The 18,570-nt window shown below is 69.1% G+C and carries 15 protein-coding genes; 7 read left to right on the forward strand and 8 right to left on the reverse strand.

What is annotated here, in order from left to right; all coding sequences use genetic code 11:
• Window positions 1-116: 116 nt before the first annotated feature.
• Window positions 117-920 carry an EAL domain-containing protein gene (locus tag NP80_RS16515; RefSeq protein WP_006406387.1) on the reverse strand — a complete coding sequence of 268 codons (804 nt, stop codon included), beginning with the start codon at window positions 918-920 and terminating at the stop codon, window positions 117-119.
• A 372-nt stretch (window positions 921-1,292) separates the two neighbouring features.
• Here NP80_RS16515 and NP80_RS16520 point away from each other — a divergent pair, with 372 nt between their 5' ends.
• Genes NP80_RS16520 through fahA form a run of 5 tightly spaced genes read left to right on the forward strand, consistent with a single transcriptional unit; the run spans window position 1,293 to window position 7,222 of the window.
• Window positions 1,293-2,960, forward strand: a complete 1,668-nt coding sequence (locus NP80_RS16520) for an FAD-dependent oxidoreductase (protein ID WP_006406386.1) — start codon at window positions 1,293-1,295, stop codon at window positions 2,958-2,960.
• Window positions 2,961-2,986: 26 nt separating this feature from the next.
• A complete protein-coding gene (locus NP80_RS16525) occupies window positions 2,987-3,217 on the forward strand; it encodes a DUF2783 domain-containing protein (protein ID WP_006406385.1) in 231 nt (76 codons plus the stop codon).
• On the forward strand, window positions 3,214-4,566 hold the full coding sequence (locus NP80_RS16530; RefSeq protein WP_006411577.1) for an MFS transporter: 1,353 nt from the start codon (window positions 3,214-3,216) through the stop codon (window positions 4,564-4,566). The genes NP80_RS16525 and NP80_RS16530 overlap by 4 nt, the downstream gene beginning before the upstream one ends.
• A 20-nt stretch (window positions 4,567-4,586) precedes the next feature.
• Window positions 4,587-5,921 carry a homogentisate 1,2-dioxygenase gene (gene hmgA, locus NP80_RS16535; RefSeq protein WP_006411569.1) on the forward strand — a complete coding sequence of 445 codons (1,335 nt, stop codon included), beginning with the start codon at window positions 4,587-4,589 and terminating at the stop codon, window positions 5,919-5,921.
• On the forward strand, window positions 5,918-7,222 hold the full coding sequence (fahA, locus tag NP80_RS16540; protein WP_006411570.1) for a fumarylacetoacetase: 1,305 nt from the start codon (window positions 5,918-5,920) through the stop codon (window positions 7,220-7,222). The genes hmgA and fahA overlap by 4 nt, the downstream gene beginning before the upstream one ends.
• 96 nt (window positions 7,223-7,318) lie before the next feature.
• Here the strand turns inward: fahA and NP80_RS16545 are convergent, their stop codons facing one another.
• From NP80_RS16545 to NP80_RS16565, 5 genes are all read right to left on the reverse strand, one after another.
• Window positions 7,319-8,479 (reverse strand): MFS transporter, encoded by a 1,161-nt coding sequence (locus NP80_RS16545; protein ID WP_006401543.1) that lies wholly within the window; start codon window positions 8,477-8,479, stop codon window positions 7,319-7,321.
• Window positions 8,480-8,595: 116 nt separating this feature from the next.
• Window positions 8,596-9,765 (reverse strand): MFS transporter, encoded by a 1,170-nt coding sequence (locus NP80_RS16550; RefSeq protein WP_006411576.1) that lies wholly within the window; start codon window positions 9,763-9,765, stop codon window positions 8,596-8,598.
• Between the two features lie 214 nt (window positions 9,766-9,979).
• Window positions 9,980-10,807, reverse strand: coding sequence for a 5,6-dimethylbenzimidazole synthase (gene bluB / locus NP80_RS16555; RefSeq protein ID WP_006411572.1), 828 nt, complete (start codon window positions 10,805-10,807; stop codon window positions 9,980-9,982).
• 192 nt (window positions 10,808-10,999) lie between these two features.
• Window positions 11,000-11,998 (reverse strand): 2-hydroxyacid dehydrogenase, encoded by a 999-nt coding sequence (locus NP80_RS16560; protein ID WP_006406378.1) that lies wholly within the window; start codon window positions 11,996-11,998, stop codon window positions 11,000-11,002.
• Window positions 11,999-12,032: 34 nt separating this feature from the next.
• The gene (locus NP80_RS16565; protein ID WP_006411568.1) at window positions 12,033-13,016 is read right to left on the reverse strand and encodes a LysR family transcriptional regulator; all 984 of its coding nucleotides are present in this window, start codon (window positions 13,014-13,016) and stop codon (window positions 12,033-12,035) included.
• A 737-nt stretch (window positions 13,017-13,753) separates the two neighbouring features.
• On the opposite strand from NP80_RS16565, the gene NP80_RS16575 reads away from it, so the two are divergent.
• Window positions 13,754-14,965 carry a pyridoxal-phosphate-dependent aminotransferase family protein gene (locus NP80_RS16575; RefSeq protein ID WP_006411571.1) on the forward strand — a complete coding sequence of 404 codons (1,212 nt, stop codon included), beginning with the start codon at window positions 13,754-13,756 and terminating at the stop codon, window positions 14,963-14,965.
• An 18-nt stretch (window positions 14,966-14,983) separates the two neighbouring features.
• On the opposite strand, the gene NP80_RS16580 is transcribed toward NP80_RS16575, so the two are convergent.
• The gene (locus tag NP80_RS16580; protein WP_035948027.1) at window positions 14,984-15,919 is read right to left on the reverse strand and encodes an AraC family transcriptional regulator; all 936 of its coding nucleotides are present in this window, start codon (window positions 15,917-15,919) and stop codon (window positions 14,984-14,986) included.
• A 129-nt stretch (window positions 15,920-16,048) separates the two neighbouring features.
• Between NP80_RS16580 and NP80_RS16585 the strand changes: the two genes are divergently transcribed.
• Window positions 16,049-16,939 carry a DMT family transporter gene (locus NP80_RS16585; RefSeq protein WP_006401531.1) on the forward strand — a complete coding sequence of 297 codons (891 nt, stop codon included), beginning with the start codon at window positions 16,049-16,051 and terminating at the stop codon, window positions 16,937-16,939.
• 115 nt (window positions 16,940-17,054) lie between these two features.
• On the opposite strand, the gene NP80_RS16590 is transcribed toward NP80_RS16585, so the two are convergent.
• Window positions 17,055-18,269, reverse strand: a complete 1,215-nt coding sequence (locus NP80_RS16590; protein ID WP_006401530.1) for an MFS transporter — start codon at window positions 18,267-18,269, stop codon at window positions 17,055-17,057.
• Window positions 18,270-18,570 lie beyond the last annotated feature (301 nt).

Consider the following 18,570-nt stretch of genomic DNA (forward strand, 5'->3'; position numbering starts at 1 on the left):
CGATCCGCAAAACGCACCGGCAAAACCCATCCTGGAAACCCGTCGGCAACGCGCGAGCGGCCGGCAGGCCGCGACCCGCGCCCGCGCCCGCGCCCGCGCCCGCGCCGTAACGGGCGCTAGACCGTCATCACCTTCGCGAACACCGGCCCCTGCATGAAGCGCACGTCGTGCTGACGCAGCAGTTCGCACTGCGTCTCGTCGACGACGCCATCGAAGATCAGCGGAATCCGCACGCGCTGCGCATACGCGACGAGCGCCTTCACCATTCCGTCGCGCAGCGCGATGCCGGCGTCCATCTTGATGTAGTCGGGACGCGCCATCTCCGATTCGACCGCGAGGATGCGCCCGGGATCGGGCAGCTTGTCCGCGACCTTGAAGCCGTGATGCTGGTAGCTGCGCGTCAGATAGCCGAGGAAGGTCTTGTGCGCGACCGCGACGGCCGGCAGCTCGATCACGATCCGCTCCGGCGGCAGCCCGAAGCGCTGCAGCACCGACGAGAAATGCTTGCCGTGATCGTACTTCACGCTCTTGAGCAGCCGCTCGTGCACGCGCAGGAACAGCAGGCCGTGGCGCTGCGCGCCGAAGAAGTTGATCGCGTGCAGCGCGCGCGACAGGCGGTCGAGCGCGACGAGCGTCTGGTCGTCGACGGCCGAGTCGACCGGATCGTGCGGCGCGCCCGTCACCTGCGTGACAGCCTGGAACCCGAGCTCGTCGCCGTAGCGCTCGATCGCATCGGCGAACGACGTCGACTGCGGCGCGCCCGGCATCGTCACGTCGTAGATCGGCTCGTACGTGCTGCCGAGCGTGCGCTCCGGCAGGCGCGCGCATGCGGTGCCGTCGTCGGCGAGCGCGATGTGCTCCCGCAGATAGGGCAGTTGTCCGGCACGGGCGACCAGCTCGGGGATGGTGGGCGGAATCATCGGCGTCGACAAGGAAAAACGGCGGCCAACGGGCCGCCTCATGTCTGGATAGTAGCAGCGCCCGCGCCGCTCGGCTCGGCGTTTCGTTCATATCGTTATCCCGTCCCCGAACCGATGCCTAGGGTTTACGTTGATTTCACTATTCGTAATTGGTTTTACTATTCGTAAATCCAAAGACGTGCGGCGGATCACGGCAGGCGGCTGCGGGCGCCGCGGCGGTGCCGGCCCGAGATCAACAGGAAGCAAGGAGCGAGACGTGGCGGTTGACAGCAAATGGACGGAGGACGTGGGCGGGCCGGCAGGCCGGTACGCGACGGGCGCAACGACGGCGTGCGCAGGTGCGCGCGTCGCGGCAGTGGGGGCGCGCGGGTCATGAACGTCGATTACCAGAGCCTGAAGTTTGCGTACCGCCCGCGCGCGGAGCGCGCGATCGCCGACGATGCGGCCGTCCGGCCCGTGATCGTCGTCGGCGCGGGGCCGGTCGGCCTCGCCGCGGCAATCGATCTCGCGCAGCAGGGCGTGCCCGTCGTGCTGCTCGACGACGACGACACGCTGTCCACCGGCTCGCGTGCGATCTGCTTCGCGAAGCGCACGCTCGAGATCTTCGACCGGCTCGGCTGCGGCGAACGCTTCGTCGACAAGGGCGTGAGCTGGCACGTCGGCAAGGTGTTTCTGCAGGACGAGCAGCTGTACGCGTTCGACCTGCTGCCGGAACAAGGGCATGCGCGTCCGGCCTTCATCAATCTGCAGCAGTACTACGTCGAAGGGTATCTGGCCGAGCGCGCGTTCGAGTTGCCGAACCTCGAGATCCGCTGGAAGCACAAGGTGACCGGCATCGAGCAGGCGGCCGAGCATGCGGTGCTGACGGTCGAGACGCCCGAAGGCGTCGACACGCTGCGCGCGCAGTACGTGATCGCGGCCGACGGCTCGCGCAGCCCGATGCGCACGATGATGGGCCTCGAAAGCCGCGGCCGCACGTTCAAGGATCGCTTCCTGATCGCGGACGTGAAGATGAAGGCCGACTTCCCGACCGAACGCTGGTTCTGGTTCGATCCGCCGTTTCATCGCAACCAGTCGGTGCTGCTGCACCGCCAGCCGGACAACGTCTGGCGGATCGACTTCCAGCTCGGCTGGGACGCCGATCCGGTCGCCGAGAAGCAGCCGGAGCGCGTGATTCCGCGCGTGCGCGCGCTGCTCGGGCCGGATGTCGAGTTCGAGCTCGAATGGGTCAGCATCTATACGTTCCGCTGCCAGCGGATGGACACGTTCCGTCACGGCCGCGTGCTGTTCGCGGGCGATTCGGCGCATGGCGTGTCGCCGTTCGGCGCGCGCGGCGCGAACAGCGGCGTGCAGGACGCGGACAACCTCGCGTGGAAGCTGAAGCTCGTGCTGGACGGCCGCGCGCCCGACCGGCTGCTCGACACCTATGCGAGCGAGCGCGAATACGCGGCCGACGAAAACATCCGCCACTCGACGCGCTCGACCGACTTCATCACGCCGAAAAGCGCGGTGTCGCGCGTATTCCGTGACGCGACGCTGAAGCTCGCGCGCGACTGCGAGTTCGCGCGCAAGATCGTGAACAGCGGGCGGCTGTCGACGCCCGCGGTCCTCGACGGTTCGCCGCTGAACACGCCCGATCGCGCGGGCGAGACGTTCGCGTGCGCGATGCGTCCGGGCGCGGCCGCGGCCGACGCGCCGGTGCGCGCCGAGCACGGCGCGAGCTGGCTGCTGCCGCATCTGCACGGCGGCTTCGCCGGCGTGCTGTTCGGCCTGCCGGGCGACGGCGCGGCGCTCGCGCAGGCGGTCGCGGATCTCGCGCTGCCGGTGCGGCCGGTGCTCGTCGTGCCGGCCGGCCATGCGCAGCCGGTGGCCGGCGTCGACGTCGTCGAGGACGTCGACGGGCTCGCCGCCCAGCGCTACGACGCGCGGCCGGGCACCTTCTATCTGCTGCGTCCGGACCAGCACGTGTGCGCGCGGATGCGCGCGCTCGACCGCCAGGCGATCGCCGATGCGCTGGCCCGCGCGATCTGCGCCGGCTGAATACGACAACGATACGGAGACACCTCATGCCCCCACTCGATACCCGCGCGCGTCTCGCCGATCCGGACGCGTTTTACGAAGCGCTGATCGACATGCATCGCGACCTGTCGGACGCGGACAGTCAGCTCGTCAACGCGAAGCTGATCCTGCTGCTCGCGAACCACATCGGCGATCTCGACGTGCTGCGCGAAGCGATGGCGCTCGCGCGCCGCGGCGTGACTCCGCCCGTGCATCCGGCCGCCGAGGTGACGCCGTGAGCGCCGCGGCCGACGCGCGTACGCTCGAAGTCGAGCGCGTGATCGACGACACGCATCGTCCGGGCTTTCACTGGATGCTGCTCGCGCTGTGCGGGCTGTGCCTCGTGATCGACGGCTTCGATGCACAGGCGATGGGCTACGTCGCGCCGAGCGTGATCGCCGAGTGGCACGTGCCGAAGCAGGCGCTTGGGCCGGTGTTCAGCGCGAGCCTGTTCGGGATGCTGCTCGGCGCGCTCGCGCTGTCGGTGCTGGCCGACCGGATCGGCCGCCGTCCGGTGCTGATCGGCGCGACGCTGTTCTTCGCGTTGACGATGCTCGCGACGCCGTTCGCGGGTTCGATCCCGGTGCTGATGGCGCTGCGCTTCGTCACCGGTCTCGGCCTCGGCTGCATCATGCCGAACGCGATGGCGCTCGTCGGCGAATTCAGTCCGAGCGCGCATCGCGTGAAGCGGATGATGATCGTGTCGTGCGGCTTCACGCTCGGCGCGGCGATCGGCGGCTTCATCAGCGCGGCGCTGATTCCGGCGCTCGGCTGGCGCGCCGTGTTTTTCGTCGGCGGTGCGGTGCCGCTCGTCCTCGCGATCGCGATGGCCGCGCGGCTGCCCGAATCGCTGCAGTTTCTCGTGCTGAAAGGGCGCGACGCGCAGGCGCGCGACTGGCTCGCCGGCTTCGCGCCGCACGCGGGCATCGACGCGAGCACGCGGCTCGTCGTGCGCGAGCGTGCGACGACGGGCGCGCCGGTCGCCGAACTGTTCCGCGGCGGCCGCCTGCCGGTCACGCTGCTGCTGTGGGCGATCAGCTTCATGAACCTGATCGATCTGTACTTCCTCTCGAACTGGCTGCCGACCGTGATGCGCGACGCCGGCTATTCGCCGGGCACCGCGGTGATCGTCGGCACCGTGCTGCAGACGGGCGGCGTGATCGGCACGCTGTCGCTCGGCTGGTTCATCGAACGCTACGGTTTCGTGCGCGTGCTGTTCGCGTGCTTCGCGTGTGCGGCGGTGTCGGTCGCACTGATCGGCTCGGTCGCGCATGCGCTGCCGTGGCTGCTGATCGTCGTGTTCGCGGGCGGCTTCTGCGTAGTCGGCGGACAGCCGGCCGTGAACGCGCTCGCGGGCCAGTATTACCCGCCGTCGCTGCGTTCGACCGGCATCGGCTGGAGCCTCGGCATCGGTCGGATCGGTTCGGTGCTCGGGCCGCTCGTCGGCGGACAACTGATTGCGCTGAACTGGACCAACGGGGCGCTGTTTCATGCGGCCGCGGTACCCGTGCTGTGCTCGGCGCTGTTCGTGCTCGGGCTGGCCGGGGTGACGCGGCGAAGCGGTGCGCAGGCGCCGCATGCCGCCTGAATTGATGGAGAAATGAAACGATGACGCTTGACTTGTCGAAACCGGCGACCGCCGGCTACCTGAGCGGTTTCGCGAACGAGTTCGCGACCGAGGCGCTGCCCGGCGCGCTGCCGCACGGCCGCAATTCGCCGCAGCGCGCACCGTACGGGCTCTATGCGGAGCAACTGTCGGGCACCGCGTTTACCGCGCCGCGCGGCCATAACCGCCGCTCGTGGCTGTACCGGATCCGGCCGGCCGCCGTGCACCGGCCGTTCGAACCGTTCGCGGGCGCGCAGCGCCTGGTGTCGGACTTCGCCGACTCGGCCGACGTGCCGCCGACGCCGCCGAACCAGCTGCGCTGGAATCCGCTGCCGATGCCGAGCGAGCCGACCGATTTCGTCGAAGGGCTCGTGACGATGGCCGGCAACGGCTCGGCCGCCGCGATGAGCGGGTGCGCGATCCACCTCTATGCAGCGAACCGTTCGATGCGGGACCGCTTCTTCTACAGCGCGGACGGCGAACTGCTGATCGTCCCGCAGCAAGGGCGGCTCTTCATCGCGACCGAATTCGGCCGCCTCGACGTCGAGCCGTTCGAGATCGCGGTGATTCCGCGCGGCGTGCGCTTCACGATCGCGCTGCCGGACGGCGATGCGCGCGGCTATATCTGCGAGAACTTCGGCGCGCTGCTGCGGCTGCCCGATCTCGGCCCGATCGGCTCGAACGGGCTCGCGAATCCGCGCGACTTCCTGACGCCGCAGGCCGCATACGAAGACCGCGAAGGCGCGTTCGAGCTCGTCGCGAAGCTGAACGGCCGGCTCTGGCGCGCGGACATCGGCCATTCGCCGCTCGACGTCGTCGCGTGGCACGGCAACTATGCGCCATACAAATACGACCTGCGCCTGTTCAACACGATCGGCTCGATCAGCTTCGATCATCCCGATCCGTCGATCTTCCTCGTGCTGCATTCGCAGACCGATACGCCGGGCGTTGACGCGATCGACTTCGTGATCTTCCCGCCGCGCTGGCTCGCGGCCGAGGATACGTTCCGTCCGCCCTGGTTCCACCGCAACGTCGCGAGCGAGTTCATGGGGCTCGTGCACGGCGCGTACGACGCGAAGGCCGAAGGCTTCGTGCCGGGCGGCGCGAGCCTGCACAACTGCATGTCGGGCCACGGCCCGGATGCGGACACGTTCGAGAAGGCGTCGGCGAGCGATACGACGAAGCCGCACAAGGTGGACAACACGATGGCGTTCATGTTCGAAACGCGCACGCTGATCCGGCCGACGCGCTACGCGCTCGACACTGCGCAGCTGCAGGCCAACTACTTCGAATGCTGGCAAGGCATCAGGAAACACTTCAATCCGGAGCAACGATGAGCGATACCCAAGACTGGCGCGCGACGCTCGACCCGGCCCGCAAGAGCTGGGTCGAGTCGGCGAACGATCCCGCCTGCGATTTTCCGATCCAGAACCTGCCGTTCGGGATCTTCAGCGATGCGAAGCAGCCGGCGCGTCGCGCGGGCGTCGCGCTCGGCGACGCGATCGTCGATCTCGCGGCGCTCGGGCGCGCAGGCCTGCTGACGCTGCCGGGCGGCGCGGACGTGTTCGCCGCGCCGACGCTGAACGCCTTCATCGCGCTCGGCCGCGATGCGTGGCGCAGCGTGCGCGTGCAGTTGTCCGAGCTGTTCTCGCGCGACAACGCGCGGCTGCGCGACGATGCGGCGCTGCGCGCGCGGGTGCTGGTGGCGCAGCGCGATGCGACGCTGCATCTGCCCGTCGACATTCCCGGCTACACCGATTTCTATTCGTCGAAGGAGCATGCGACGAACGTCGGCTCGATGTTCCGCGATCCGAAGAATGCGCTGCTGCCGAACTGGTCGGAGATGCCGATCGGCTACAACGGCCGCGCGTCGTCAGTGGTCGTCAGCGGGACGCCGGTGCGTCGCCCGAACGGGCAACTGAAGCTGCCGGATCTCGAGCGCCCGGTGTTCGGCGCGTGCCGCAAGCTCGACATCGAGCTCGAGACGGGCTTCATCGTCGGCAAGGGCAATGCGCTCGGCGAGCCGATCGCATGCGAGGACGCGGAAGCGCACATCTTCGGCATGGTGCTGCTGAACGACTGGAGCGCGCGCGACATCCAGCAATGGGAATACGTGCCGCTCGGCCCGTTCAACTCGAAGGGCTTCGCGACGACGATCTCGCCGTGGATCGTCACGCTCGACGCGCTCGAGCCGTTCCGCACCGCGCAGCCCGAGCAGTCGCCGCAGCCGCTCCCGTATCTGCAGCATGCGGGCCGGCACGCGTTCGACATCGCGCTCGAAGTGACGCTGCGCGCGCAGGACGCGGCCGAAGCGACGACGATCTGCCGGACCAACTTCAAGTACATGTACTGGTCGATGGCGCAGCAGCTCGCGCATCACACGGTGTCGGGCTGCAATACGCGGGTCGGCGACCTGATGGGCTCGGGCACGATCAGCGGGCCGACGAAGGATTCGTTCGGCAGCCTGCTCGAGCTCACGTGGAACGGCAAGGAGCCCGTTGCACTGAACGGCGGCGGCACGCGTACGTTCATCGAGGACGGCGACGAGCTGACGCTCGCCGGCTGGTGCCAGGGCGACGGCTATCGTGTCGGCTTCGGCACCTGCGTCGGCAAGATCCTGCCTGCATTGCAAGCGTGACGCATCGCGCGTGACGCGCTGGTCCCGGACGGCCCGCTTCGCGCGGGCCGTCGTCGTTTCAGCGGTGTCACGATGCGTGCGCGGGGCGCACGGGCCTCATACGGCGCGCGACAACGCGGCACGCCGCTCCCACAGCGCGGCCGCGACGAATGCGGCGACGCAGACGACCAGCACGCCGACCAGCGCGTTGCTGCCCAGCTGCTCCATCAATGCACCGGCGACGAGCGGGCCGCCGAAGCTGGCCGCGCTCCACGATGCGGAGACGAGCGAGCTCGCGGTAACGAGCGCCGCGCCGCGGAAGCGTTCGCCGCAGGCGACGAGCGACAACGTATAGATGCTGCCGGCCGCCGCGCCGAGCACGAACAGCAGCGGCCAGCACAGCAGCGGATTCGCGACGACGAACGGCAGCAGCGGCAGTCCCGCGAGCACGATGGCGCCCGCGCCCAAATGCACGCGTTCGCGGCCGAGCTTGTCGGCGAGCCAGCCGATCGGGAACTGCATCGCGGTGTCGCCGAACAGCATGATCGACGCGAGCAGCACCGCCGTTTCGCTGGCGACGCCGTGATCCATCGCGTACAGCGGCAGCAGCGACAGCGCGAGCGTATCGAACAGCGCGAAGAAACCCGTGCCGATGATCAGCGCCGGCATGCGCGGCAGCACCGCGAGCCAGCGATCGTGTTGCGCGTGCTGTGCGTCGTCGCCGGCGAGCGGTGCGCGGCGGATCGTCGCGAGCGTCGGCAGTGCGAGCAGGAACAGCGCGCCGCAGAGCGCGAAGCGGATGCCGGTCGCGCCCGCGATCTGGCTGACGAGCACGGGGCCCGCCATCTGGAACAGCGTGAAATTGGTCGCGTAGATCGCGACGACGCGGCCGCGCGTCGCATCGTCGGCGAGCTGGTTGACCCATGCCTCGCCGATCGTAAACAGCAGCATCAGCGCGGCGCCGCACAGCACGCGCAGCACGCCCCAGACGACGAGATTCGACGTGAACTGCATCCATGCGGTCGCCGCGGCGAGCACGACGACCGACACGACGATCGCGCGGCGCGCACCGATGCGCCGCGCCAGCGCGGTGACGAACGGGACGATCGCGAGGCCGCCGCCGGCCTGCGCGGCGGTCAACATGCCGACGACGTTCGTGCCGTGGCCGGCTTCGGTCAGGGCGAGCGCGGTGAGGGGAAGGGTGGCGCCGGTGCCGAGACCGACGACGGCGACGCTCAGGATCAGCGCGACGAAATCGCGATTGAGTATGGCTTTCATCGGCCGAGATGCTACACCGCAGCCCTTGAACGGTCCATGACGCGGCCGGCGTACGGTGTCGCTGCAGCTGCGCTGCGTCGCGTTACGATGCGCGAGCAACGATCGCGCGGCGCGCGTCAGACGTATTCGGTCGGTACCGCAGCCGGGCGGCGTTCGAGCGCTGCGGACCACAGCGTCAGCGCGAGCGCGGCGACGGCCATCGCGACGCCGACCCACGGCAGGTTCACGAGCGACACGCCGGCGCCGATCGCGCTGCCGCCGAGCCACGCGCCGGTGGCATTGCCGAGGTTGAACGCGCCCTGGTTCAGCGTCGACGCGAGGTTCGGCGCGTCGCTCGCGCGATCGACGATCAGGATCTGCAGCGGCGGCACGATCGCGAACGCGAGCACGCCCCACACGAAGATCGTCGCGAGCGCGGCGAACGGCAGATGCATCGTCGCCGCGAACAGCGCGAGCACGACGCCGATCAGCGCGAGCGTCGCGATCAGCGACGGCATCCGGCGCCAGTCGGCGAGCCGCCCGCCGAGCGTGCCGCCGACCGTCAGCCCGAGCCCGAACAGCAGCAGCACCCAGGTGACCTGGTGCGGCGAGAAGCCGGTCACGTCCTCGAGGATCGGCGTGATGTACGTGAACACGCTGAACAGGCTCGCGGACGCGAGCACGCTGATGCCGAGCACCATCAGCACCTGCGGGTGCTTGAGCACGCCGAATTCGCGCGTGATGCTGGTTTCGGGCATCGCGAGGTGTTTCGGCAGACAGACGGCGAGCGCGGCGGCCGCGGCGATGCCGATGCCGGTCACGGCCCAGAACGTCGCGCGCCAGCCGTATGCCTGGCCGAGCGCGGTGCCGAGCGGCACGCCGAGCACGTTGGCGAGCGTGAGGCCGGTAAACATCAGCGCGATCGCCTGCGCGCGGCGGTTCGGTGCGACGAGGCTGCTCGCGACCACCGAACCGATGCCGAAAAACGCGCCGTGGCAGAACGCGGTCACGACGCGCGCCGCCATCAGCACCGCGTAGCCGGGCGCGATCGCGCAGAACAGGTTGCCCGCGATGAACAGGCCGATGAGCCCCATCAGCGCGCGCTTGCGCGGCATCTTCGCGGTGACGACGGCGAGAATCGGCGCGCCGATCGTCACACCGAGCGCATAGCCGGAGACGAGCATGCCGGCGGCCGGGATCGACACGCCGAGGTCGCGCGCGACGTTCGGCAGCAGTCCCATGATGACGAATTCGGTGGTACCGATTCCAAACGCGGCAACGGCGAGGGCGAACAGAGGTAAGGGCATCGCGGGGGATTCCGGGAAAGGCCGTCGGCCAGGAGCGGCGCAGGACGCGCGGAGCGGGTGGACGGCAGGGCGATAGCGGCGATTCTACTTCAGTAAAAACCCTTATGCTGGGGGCCGGAACGGATGTTGCCGGCGTGCGACGGACCGCGCCCCCAGTGTGGGACGGGACGGCGATGCGGGCCGCGATCGCGCGCGGCTCGGGACGGGCGCGCGCCTAGGTCGGTCGTTCGGCCGATCGAGCGGAAAGCGCGACCGCGGGTTCCGGGTCGCAGGCGTGCGGTGCAGGCGTCGGAGCGGACGTGTCGGGTTGCGCGGCGGTCCGCACTTCGCTGACGGCCGAGGCGGCCGTGCCGCCGGATCCGCTATCGGGATCGACCGTCGCGGTAACCGCCGGCCCGTGCCCCGCCGGCTCACCCCAGCCGTTTTCGAACAGGCACGCTTCGATCGGCATCCGCGCGGCCCAGCGCTCCTGTTCGAGCATCGGCTTCGCGTAGAAGGCGTCGACGTGGCCGAGGCACAGCACGGCGATCGGTTTTGCGCCGGCCGGCATGCCGAGCAGCGTGCGCAGCGAGTCGACGTCGAACAGCGAGACCCAGCCCATCCCGAGCCCTTCGGCGCGCGCCGCGAGCCACATGTTCTGGATCGCGCACGCGGCGGACGCGAGGTCCATCTCCGGCAGCGTGCGCCGCCCGAACACATGGCGCTCGCGATCGTCGGTCAGCGCGACGACGAGCAGCTCGCCGCACTCGCGCACGCCTTCGACCTTCAGTCGCATGAATTCGTCGTGACGTTCGCCGAGCGCGTCGGCGGTCGCGCGCCGCTCGGCGTCGACGAGCGCGTGGATCGCGTCGCGCCGTGCAGGATCGGTGATGCGGATGAAGCGCCACGGCTGCATGAAGCCGACGCTCGGCGCATGGTGTGCCGCGCGCAGCAGCCGTGCGAGCACGGCCGGATCGACCGGAGCCGACGTGAAATGGCGCATGTCGCGCCGCTCGAAGATGGCGCGGTAAACGGCGTCGAGGGCGGAATCGTCGAAACGCATGACGGGCAGCGGCAGCAGAGGAACGTCGGCGAACGATAGCAGAGTGCGGGCGCGCCGCGGCGCGTGGACAAAAAACGCCGGCGCGGCAAAGGTGTGCGGTAGTGTGCGGTGTGTGGCTGGAGGCCGAAGACGGAGTGCGGAAGGCGGAAGGCGGAAGGCGGAAGGCGGAAGGCGGAAGGCGCGCCCGGCGCGTCAGCGGCTCGGCGCCACGACGTTCTGCGGCGTGCCCGCATGCCACGCTTCGATGTTCGCGAGCGTCGTATGCGCGATTTCCGCCAGCGCTTCGCGCGTGAAGAACGCCTGATGCGACGTGACGATCACGTTCGGGAACGTCAGCAGCCGCGCGAGCACGTCGTCCTGCAGCGGCAGGTCGGAATGATCCTCGAAGAACAGCCCGCTTTCCTCTTCGTAGACGTCGAGGCCCAGGTGGCCGAGCTGGCCGCTCTTGAGCGCATCGATCAGCGCCTGCGTGTCGACGAGCCCGCCGCGGCCCGTATTGATCAGCATCGCGCCCGGCTTCATCTGCGCGAGCGTGCGCGCATTGATCAGATGATGCGTGGACGGCAGCAGCGGGCAGTGCAGGCTGACGATGTCGGCGCCGCGCAGCAGCGTGTCGAGGTCGACGTAGCGCGCGCCGAACGCGATCAGCTCGTCGTCGTACGGCGGCATCGAATGCGCGAGCACATGCATCCCGAAGCCCATCATGATCTTCGCGAACACGCTGCCGATGAGCCCCGTGCCGATCACGCCGACCGTCTTGCCGTGCAGATCGAAGCCGAGCAGCCCGTTCAGCGAGAAGTCGCCTTCGCGCGTGCGCGCGACCGCGCGCGGCAGCCGACGGTTCAGCGCGAGAATCAGTGCGACCGCGTGTTCGGCAACCGCGTGCGGCGAATAGGCCGGCACGCGTACGACCGTGATGCCGAGCCGCTCGGCCGCCGCGAGGTCGACATGGTTGAAACCCGCCGAGCGCAGCGCGATCAAGCGCGTGCCGCCTTCCGCGAGCCGTTCGAGCACCGCCGCATTCAGCGTGTCGTTGACGAACGGGCACACGACGTCGTAGCCGTGCGCGAGGATCGCCGTTTCCGCATCGAGATGCGACGGCTGGAAGTGCAGCCGGTAGCCGAACCGGCGGTTGGCGGCGGTGAACGAATCGTCGTCGTACTGTCGGCTGCTGAACAGGATCACGCGCACGCTGTTTCTCCGGGGGAGCGTCGTCGCCCGCAGTTTACTGCAGCCCCGGCACGCCGTCGGCATGCGCGGACGCGTGCGCCGCCCGCAGGAAACCGTAGCCCGCGCGCTCGGGCTGCGCGAGCGTGCTGAAGTGCTCGACCGCATGTTCGACGAAGCTGCGCGTGCGCGCCGGCACGAACTGCCGGTTCGGATAGACGAGCGAGAGCTGCGTATGCGGATCGTCGATCCGGTAGCCGGGCAGCAGCCGCACGAGCGTGCCGCTGTCGATGGCGTCGGCGACGCAGTGCTCGGGCAGCATCGCGATGCCCGAGCCCGCGACCGCCGCCGCATGGACGAGCGCGAGCTGATTGACCGTGCATGCGGGCCGCACGGTGACCGTATGCACGCGCGCGTCGGGGCCGACCAGCCGCCATGCGCCCGGATGCTGATGCGGCGCGAGCGCGACCCAGTCGTGGCGCGGCAGATCGTCGGGTGTGCGCGGCTCGCCGTGCCGTTCGAGATACGCGGGCGATGCGCATGCGACGAACGGATTCGGCGCGAGCGCCTGCGCGATCAGCGCCGGGTTGCCGTCGAAGCGGTCGCCGGTGACGATGCCGACGTCGTAGCCGGCATCGAGCACGTCGAGCGGCGCTTCGGCGATCGTCATCTGCACGCGCAACTCCGGATAGCGATGCCGGAACCGGCCGAGCAGCGGCGTCAGCGCGCCCGGCGACAGCAGCCCCGACGCGACCACGCGCAGCGTGCCGCCCGGCTCGTGCGTGGCCTGCGCGACCGACGCCTCGAGATGATCGAATTCCTCGAGCAGCGCGCGGCAGCCGTCGAGATAGCGCACGCCGGCTTCCGTCAGCGACAGGTTGCGCGTGGTGCGGTGGATCAGCCGTGTATTGAGATGGCCCTCGAGCATCGCGATCGAGCGCGTGACGAGTGCGTTGGACACGCCGAGATGATGCGCCGCACGCCGGAAGCTCTGATGCTCGGCGACGCAGACGAAGACACGCATGGTCTGAATCTGGTTCATGGCTTGCGTATTTTTGGCCCGGTTGACTGATTATGGTTGTGATTTTTCATCGTGCAGCGCGGAAAAAACATTGCGCGGCGCGTGATTCCCGCTCGTATCGGTTAAAGCGTTTTCGGAATCTGCAGACGATTGTTCAATAAGAAAAGCGTGTCCGTCAACCTGAGAAAAGGGGCGGGTTGCGGAAAATCGAAATCGCGCGTATCGGAAAACCGATCGATGCCGGTCATACGCTTGTCGCGATTGCGTGTCTTTTCGCCTGGATATCGTCGCAGCCGCGTTAATTCATTGGTAAATCAATGAATTGGGCGGCAGGCCCGGAATGCGGGCGGTAATTTCGGCAGGCGACGGCATTAGCGATCGGGATAACGCAGGTTTTTCTGCGTGTGCCGAATATGCGTGCCGAATCGCGTATGCCGATTTTGCGGCGTGCGGTGCTTTTTGCCGTTTGACGGGCAGACGGCGCCGAAAGCGACGGTATCGAGCGCGTCGCGATATGGCCGCGCAAAATCGCGCGCGATCGGTCTCCTTTCTCCGGGCGGCGAATCGCGCCCGCAATTCGCGCGCAAGCGATGCGCGGCGCGCGCGGTGCGCTGGCCCGGTCGGCGCGCCGGGCCACCTTCGTGCTGTCCGCCCGCGCGTGCCTCTTGCGCAACGCCGCGGAACGCGGAATGATCGGTCGCTTGCCGTGTCGTGCGGCACGCGTTCCGTGCGTTTTCTTCCTTCACTTCGTTCCAGCCATGTCCATCGACCATTCGCCGATTCCCTGTCCCGTCGTCGTGCCGCTCGACGCGATCCTGCCCGAAGAACCGCTGCTGATGATGGGGGCCGGCCCGGTCCCGATCCCGGCTGCCGTCGCGAAGGCGAACACGATCGTGATCAACCACCTCGGCGCGACGATGGCGAAGATCATCGAGCAGGTGAAGGAAATGGCGCGCTACGTGTTCCAGACGCGCACGAAGTGGGTGCTCGGCGTCGCCGGTCCCGGCTCGGCCGCGATGGAGATGGCGATCTCGAACCTCGCATGGCGCGGCACGCGCGTGCTGTCGATCCGCAACGGTTTCTTCAGCGCACGGATGGCCGAGATGGCCACGCGCGTCGGCGCGGAAGTCGCGACGCTCGAAGTCGCCGATCGCGCGGTCGCGAGCCTCGACGAAGTCGCGGAGGCCATCGCGCGCGAGCGGCCCGAGATCGTCACGATCGTGCAGGGCGAGACGTCGAATACGGTGTGGAATCGCGATCTGCGCGACATCGCGGCGCTCGCGAAGGCGGCCGGCGCGCTGGTCGTCGTCGACGCGGTCTGCACGCTGTCGACGATGCCGCTCGAGATGGACGCGTGGGGCATCGACGCGGTGATCACCGGCGGTCAGAAGGGGCTGTCGTCGATTCCCGGCGTGTCGCTGATCGCGTTCTCCGACGCCGCCTGGGAACGGATGAAACATCGCCCGGAGCCGAACGCGCACTGGTGCCTCGACATGGCGCTCGCCGAGAACTTCTGGCACAACGCGGGCTATCACTACACCGCGCCCGTGTCGGGCGTGCTCGCGCTGCACGAGGCGCTGCGGCTCGTGTGCGCGGAGACGCTCGAAAGCCGCTTCGCGCGCCATCTGCGCTGTTCGCTCGCGCTGCAGGCGGCCGTCGAGGCGATGGGACTGAAGCTGTATGCGCCGAAGGCGTGCCGGCTCAATTCGGTCGTCGGGATCGAGACGCCGGAAGGCCTCACGCCGGGCCTGATCTGCGGCCATATCTCGAAACAGTATCAGGTCGAGATCTCGGGCTCGTTCGGCTTGCCGATCGTGCGGATCGGCCAGATGGGCGAGCAGTGCCGCGAACACAACCTGTTCCGCACCGTGCATGCGTTCGGCCGCACGATGGTCGACCTGAAGGTGCCCGTGGATCTGCCGGCCGGCGTCGCGGCGCTCGAGCAGGAACTGTCGCGGCGCGGCGCGTAACGCGCGCGGCGCGGCCGCTCAGCGGCCCTGGATCGCGCGCCGGTACGCGTTCGGCGCCGCGCCGTGCGCGTCGCGAAAGCGGTGGCTGAAATGCGCGGCGTTCGCATAGCCGCAGTCGGCCGCGATCTGCGCGAGCGGCAGCGACGTCGTGCGCAGCAGCAGGCGCGCGCGGGCGAGCCGCTGCTCGGCGACCCATGCATGCGGCGCGCGGCCGAACGACAGCCGGAACATCCGCGAGAAGTGGTATTCGGACAGCGCGGCGACCTCCGCGAGCTCGCCGAGCGTCAGCGGCTGCGACAGATGCGCGTCGATGTAGTCGCGCACGCGGCGCCGCACGGCCGGCGCGAGGCCGCCGCGAAACGGCGTGTCGGTGCGCGTCGCGCTCTGTTCGCGCAGCAGCAGGCTCAGCACGTCGTGCGCCATTTCGTTCACGCGCAGGCGGCCGTCCGCATCGTCCCAGCGCTCGAGCGCGACCGAGCGCAGCAGCGACGCGACGCGCGCTTCCTCGAAATAGGTCCGATCGGCGAGCTTCAGTTCGCGCGGTTCGCGATCGAGCTCGCGGATCGCGCGTTGCGTGAAGTGCTCGGGCAGGAAGTACAGGTGGACGAAGTGCATCTCTCCGCGCACCCACCAGCGCGATTCGTGGTCGCCCGGCAGCGCGCACAGCAGGCTCGGCGCGCCGTAGCGCGGCACGCGTTCGCGCTCGGTCCGGTAGCCGCCGTCGAGGTAGCACGAGAGCGTGTGGTGACCGGGCTGCGCGTAGACGGTCTCGCTCTCGTCGGTGATCCGCGTCCACTCGGCGATCGCGAGGTGGTCGCCGAGCCAGGCGAAGCGCTCGAGCGTCGCGTTCGCGTCGGCGAGCGTGCGGCACACCGACTGCAGGCCGAACGGCAGATCGCCGCCGGACAGGGCGGCGGCGCGATCGACGGGCGGGGCGGACAGGGACGCGTTCATGAGGTCCGAGTATAAGCGCGCGCATGCCGGCGCGCGGGCGCCGGCGAAAAAGACCGCAATTCCGGACAATCGGCACGCGTCGTGCGACGGCATAGTCGGATTCCCGTTTCGTTCGAAGCCGCCGTCGCCATGAACCTGTCGCTCTATATCGTTACCGTGCTGATCTGGGGAACCACCTGGATCGCGATCAAATGGCAGCTCGGCAGCGTGCCGCCGCCCGTGTCGATCGCGTGGCGCTTCTGGCTCGCGGCCGCCGTGATGTTTGCGCTGCTGCGCGCGATGCGTCGCCCCGCGCGGCCGCCGCGCGCCGCGTGGCGCTATCTCGCCGCGCAGGGCGTTGCGCTGTTCTGCCTGAATTTCCTGTGCTTCTACTACGCGGAGCGCGTCGTGCCGAGCGGGCTCGTCGCGGTGATTTTCTCGACCGCGCCGCTGCTCAATTCGATCAACGGGCGGCTGTTCATGGGGCGGCCGCTGCGCGCGTCGGCGATTGCGGGCGCGCTGCTCGGACTGACCGGCATCGCCTGCCTGTTCTGGCAGCAGATGGCCGGCCATCTCGACGATCGCGCGACGTGGATCGGGCTCGCGATCGCGTTCGCGGGGACGATGTGCTTCTCGGCCGGCAACCTGCTGTCGAGCCGCATGCAGTCGATGGGCCTGCATCCGCTCGCGACGAACGGCTGGGCGATGCTGATCGGCGCGGCGATTCTGACCGTCGGCAGCGTGGCGGCCGGGCTGCCGTTTTCGCTCGAAATGGAGCCGCGCTATCTCGGCGCGCTGCTCTATCTGGCCGTGCCGGGCTCGGTGATCGGCTTTACCGCTTATCTGACGCTCGTCGGCCGGATCGGGCCGGAGCGCGCCGCGTACTGCACGGTGCTGTTTCCGATCGTCGCGCTGGCCGTGTCGACGGTGTTCGAAGGGTATCGATGGTCGCCGCTCGCGGTGATCGGGCTGCTGCTGGTGCTGGCCGGGAATCTGGTTGCGTTCGAACTTGTGCGGCGGTTGGCGCCGCGGACAGCGTGACCGAAGCGGCCGTCGCTATGGCATACCGACAACAAAATGCCCGCGCGAAGCGGGCATTTTCCTTCCGGCGGCGCGCGGACATCCGCGTTCGGCTTGCCGTCTTGCGGCAAGCGGGCTAGGCCGCCGCGCCGCTTCCCGCGACGCGCGCCTGCCGCTGATACAGCACGACCGACAGCGCGACGCCTGCCGCCGCGGCGAGCGCCGCGAACAGGAACACCTGCGGATAGCCAAACGCGCCCGCGACGTAGCCGGCGAGCGGCCCGGTGATGCCGAGCGACAGGTCGAGGAACACCGAGTACGCGGACAGCGCCGCGCCGCGGCTGGCGGCCGGCACCAGCGCGACCGCCTCGACGCCGAGCGCCGGGAAGATCAGCGCGAAGCCGAAGCCCGTCAGCGCGGCGCCGACGAGCGCGACGTGCGGCACCGGCGCGAGCCACAGCAGCACGAGGCCCGCGCATTCGAACGCGAACGACACGATCGCGACGCGGAAGCCGCCGTGCGTCTTGATCGTGTTCGCGAACAGCAGACGCGCGCCGATGAACAGCGTGCCGAATACGGTCAGCGACAGCGCGGCGTTCGGCCAGTGGCGCGCCGCGTAGTAGAGCGTGACGAACGTCGCGATCGAGCCGAAGCCGGCCGAGCCGAGCGCGAGGCCGATGCCGTGCGGCAGCACGCGCGTGAACACGCTCGCATACGACATCCGTTCGCCGTGCACGAGCGGCACCGCATCGATCAGCCGCGCCAGCGCATAGCCGAGCGCCGCGAGCGCGATCACGAGCACGCCGATCAGCGCCGGGTTCAGCGAATGCGCGATCGCGACGCCGACCGGCGCGCCGAGCGCGAGCGCGCCGTACGTCGCGATGCCGTTCCACGAGATCACCTTCGCGTTGTGCGCGACGCCGACGCGGCCGATGCCCCAGAGAATCGCACCGGTGCCGCACAGGCTCTCGCCGACGCCGAGCACGAGCCGGCTCGCGACGAGCAGCACGAGGCTCGCGGCCGGCCAGCGCGCGAGCAGCAGCGCGACGAGCAGCAGCACGCCCGACGCGCCGCAGCCGAGCAGCCCGCGCAGCACGGTCTGCTTCGGGCCGAGCGTATCGGCGAGGCGCCCGGCGAGCGGGCGCGACGCGAGCGTCGCGAAATACTGGACGCTGATCGCGGCGCCCGCGACGATCGCGGAAAAGCCGAGCTCGTCGTGGACGAAGCCCGGCAGCACCGCGAGCGGCAGGCCGATGGTCAGGTAGCAGATGAACGTGAAGCAGACGACGGACACGATTTGCAGCGTGACGGCGAGCCCGCTGCGCGGCGTGGAGGCAGAATCGGTTGACATGGGGTCGGAACAGATGAGCGAACGGAACGGATCGTGGCGAAAAACGGAATCGGGATTTTCCCATGGAACCGGTTTTCACGCAGGTACCGTTTAGTTAACGTCGCCCCCTTTTTCGGACGACGCCGAACCGGCGCCTTCGCGCACCGCGGCTGGCCATGCGGCGGCCATGCACCGGCCGCGGCGGCCCGCCGGCACGGGCGGCCGCGCATATCGCCGCAGTTATATGGGCCGCATGCGTATTGGGCTATGGGTTGCGGAATTTGACGGTGATAGCGTGCAAACTGTCAGAGAAACGTCGGCC

The sequence above is a fragment of the Burkholderia multivorans ATCC BAA-247 genome (assembly GCF_000959525.1).
In the GTDB taxonomy this organism is placed as follows: domain Bacteria; phylum Pseudomonadota; class Gammaproteobacteria; order Burkholderiales; family Burkholderiaceae; genus Burkholderia; species Burkholderia multivorans.

Coding starts and splice junctions, on each gene's coding strand:
- NP80_RS16580 (WP_035948027.1), bottom strand. CDS start 15,919: ATGAACGCGTCCCTGTCCGCCCCGCCCGTCGATCGCGCCGCCGCCCTG.
- bluB (WP_006411572.1), bottom strand. CDS start 10,807: ATGCGTTTCGACGATTCCGCCCTCGACGCCGTTTACCGCGCCATCTTC.
- NP80_RS16525 (WP_006406385.1), top strand. CDS start 2,987: ATGCCCCCACTCGATACCCGCGCGCGTCTCGCCGATCCGGACGCGTTT.
- NP80_RS16585 (WP_006401531.1), top strand. CDS start 16,049: ATGAACCTGTCGCTCTATATCGTTACCGTGCTGATCTGGGGAACCACC.
- NP80_RS16565 (WP_006411568.1), bottom strand. CDS start 13,016: ATGAACCAGATTCAGACCATGCGTGTCTTCGTCTGCGTCGCCGAGCAT.
- NP80_RS16550 (WP_006411576.1), bottom strand. CDS start 9,765: ATGCCCTTACCTCTGTTCGCCCTCGCCGTTGCCGCGTTTGGAATCGGT.
- NP80_RS16515 (WP_006406387.1), bottom strand. CDS start 920: ATGATTCCGCCCACCATCCCCGAGCTGGTCGCCCGTGCCGGACAACTG.
- NP80_RS16545 (WP_006401543.1), bottom strand. CDS start 8,479: ATGAAAGCCATACTCAATCGCGATTTCGTCGCGCTGATCCTGAGCGTC.
- NP80_RS16590 (WP_006401530.1), bottom strand. CDS start 18,269: ATGTCAACCGATTCTGCCTCCACGCCGCGCAGCGGGCTCGCCGTCACG.
- hmgA (WP_006411569.1), top strand. CDS start 4,587: ATGACGCTTGACTTGTCGAAACCGGCGACCGCCGGCTACCTGAGCGGT.
- fahA (WP_006411570.1), top strand. CDS start 5,918: ATGAGCGATACCCAAGACTGGCGCGCGACGCTCGACCCGGCCCGCAAG.
- NP80_RS16575 (WP_006411571.1), top strand. CDS start 13,754: ATGTCCATCGACCATTCGCCGATTCCCTGTCCCGTCGTCGTGCCGCTC.
- NP80_RS16520 (WP_006406386.1), top strand. CDS start 1,293: ATGAACGTCGATTACCAGAGCCTGAAGTTTGCGTACCGCCCGCGCGCG.